The following is a 1488-nucleotide window of genomic DNA, read 5'->3' as shown; positions in this document are numbered from 1 at the left end:
GGTAAAGCCACTTCAAACTCTCTTGCTATGGTACTGTTTTTGCGCTTTTCAGCTTTCTCTACCTCATTCCAAAGCTGCTGGCGATCAGTTGCCCAACTGGGGGCATTGGCTGGTAAAAATATCTCACTGTGCAGTACGTCATTTTTTTTAGTGTAGTCATGGGTACGTCCTTCATGCTCACACTTAATTTTTTCGCCAGCACGATAGGCAATCGCTGCCGTAGCAGATTGCCCTTTGCTGCGTGAGAATGTTTTGACGGATAAGTGATAGATAGCCATAACTTACTGATTTATTCCTTGTCATTTTTCAGCAGAAAAATGATTACTTAGCTCAAACTAGCCAATTTTTTGTGGTCGCAATATTTGGTTTAGTTTGGCTTTTAGGGGGTACAGGGGGATTTCCCCTTGTCGCACTGCAAACTATGCTAAGCTCACCGATAAGGGGAGTTTAGCATAGTTTGCATAAGTGCGCCCTTGTACCTTATTTATGCTATCATTTTTAGGTTTTATACAAGGGAAGGAGCAGATTAGGTGTCTAAAATACAAAGGGAGCTAGAAGATCAGTTGGCTAAGATGTTGGTTGACCGTGATAATTTGCTGGCTGAAATGGGATCGGTTCGTTCTGCTGTAAAGAAAGACAATCCAAAGAAGAATAAGTGGCTGACTGAAATGATAGATCATATCGAGAAGCTAGATAGATACATTACTCAAAATGAAAATCGAATACAAGCCATTAAGCAACGAAAGCAGGTGGCTAGTAATAAGGTCTGTCGTAAGCAAGACAGTAAGCGAAAAATCTTGATGGGTGCTATGGTTGAGCATTTGATAGAAACCGATAAGCTAAGCAAAACCTTTGTTATGGATGAATTAGAGAGCTTCTTAACTCGTGACAGTGACAAGGCATTGTTTTTTGATTACTGGTCGTCTGAATAGTAATTAGAATAACCAGATAAGTTGCTATCTATTTGTCTTTTTATCCTTATTTATTTTAAATAAAAGAAGTAATTCCTTTTTATATGTTTTTAAGAAGTTATTAAAGAGTTATTAGCCCCTCTGTAAGCCTTGCTATTCATGTGTCTCAGAGGATAGAAAGGGACGTAATGATGTGGAGTAAGGGACGTAATGATGTGGAGTAAGGGACGTAATGATGTGGAGTAAGGGACGTATTGATGTGGAGTAAGGGACAGTGTACAATAAGTCCCTTACTTTATTGAGTTTGAGGTTATTATGGGTTACGAAAAATCAGATGAAAAGGCTTTGCTCACGCTCAATAACGATATGATTAGAGCTTCTTATAAATTATCAGTGAATGAGATACGGTTGATTTTGATTGCTATTGCTCAAATGCCGAAAGGTGAAAAAGATAAAGAGTCTGCGCCACTTGATCCAATGAAGCCCTATTACATTACTAAAGCGGATTTTATTAGGTTAGGTGTAGAGCCTAACAATGTGGCTAGAGATATTCGTTCCGCTTGTAGTGATTTATTGG

3 protein-coding genes are annotated in these 1488 nt (G+C 38.8%); 2 read left to right on the top strand and 1 reads right to left on the bottom strand.

All coding sequences use genetic code 11. The features are described from left to right. On the bottom strand, positions 1-278 hold a 278-nt coding region (locus AAEY88_RS12515), incomplete at its 3' end, for a MobA/MobL family protein (protein WP_350562900.1). Between the two features lie 252 nt (positions 279-530). Between AAEY88_RS12515 and AAEY88_RS12510 the strand changes: the two genes are divergently transcribed. Next, positions 531-932, top strand: a complete 402-nt coding sequence (locus AAEY88_RS12510) for a hypothetical protein (RefSeq protein WP_350562898.1) — start codon at positions 531-533, stop codon at positions 930-932. A 294-nt stretch (positions 933-1226) separates the two neighbouring features. After that, positions 1227-1488: RepB family plasmid replication initiator protein (locus AAEY88_RS12505; RefSeq protein WP_350562896.1), on the top strand; the 262-nt coding region annotated here is incomplete at its 3' end.

Origin of the sequence: Psychrobacter sp. CAL346-MNA-CIBAN-0220 (assembly GCF_040309805.1) — a bacterium.
Classification (GTDB): Bacteria; Pseudomonadota; Gammaproteobacteria; order Pseudomonadales; family Moraxellaceae; genus Psychrobacter.
Note: the sequence above shows the minus strand (reverse complement) of the source record. Positions and strands in the feature narration are given on the sequence as shown.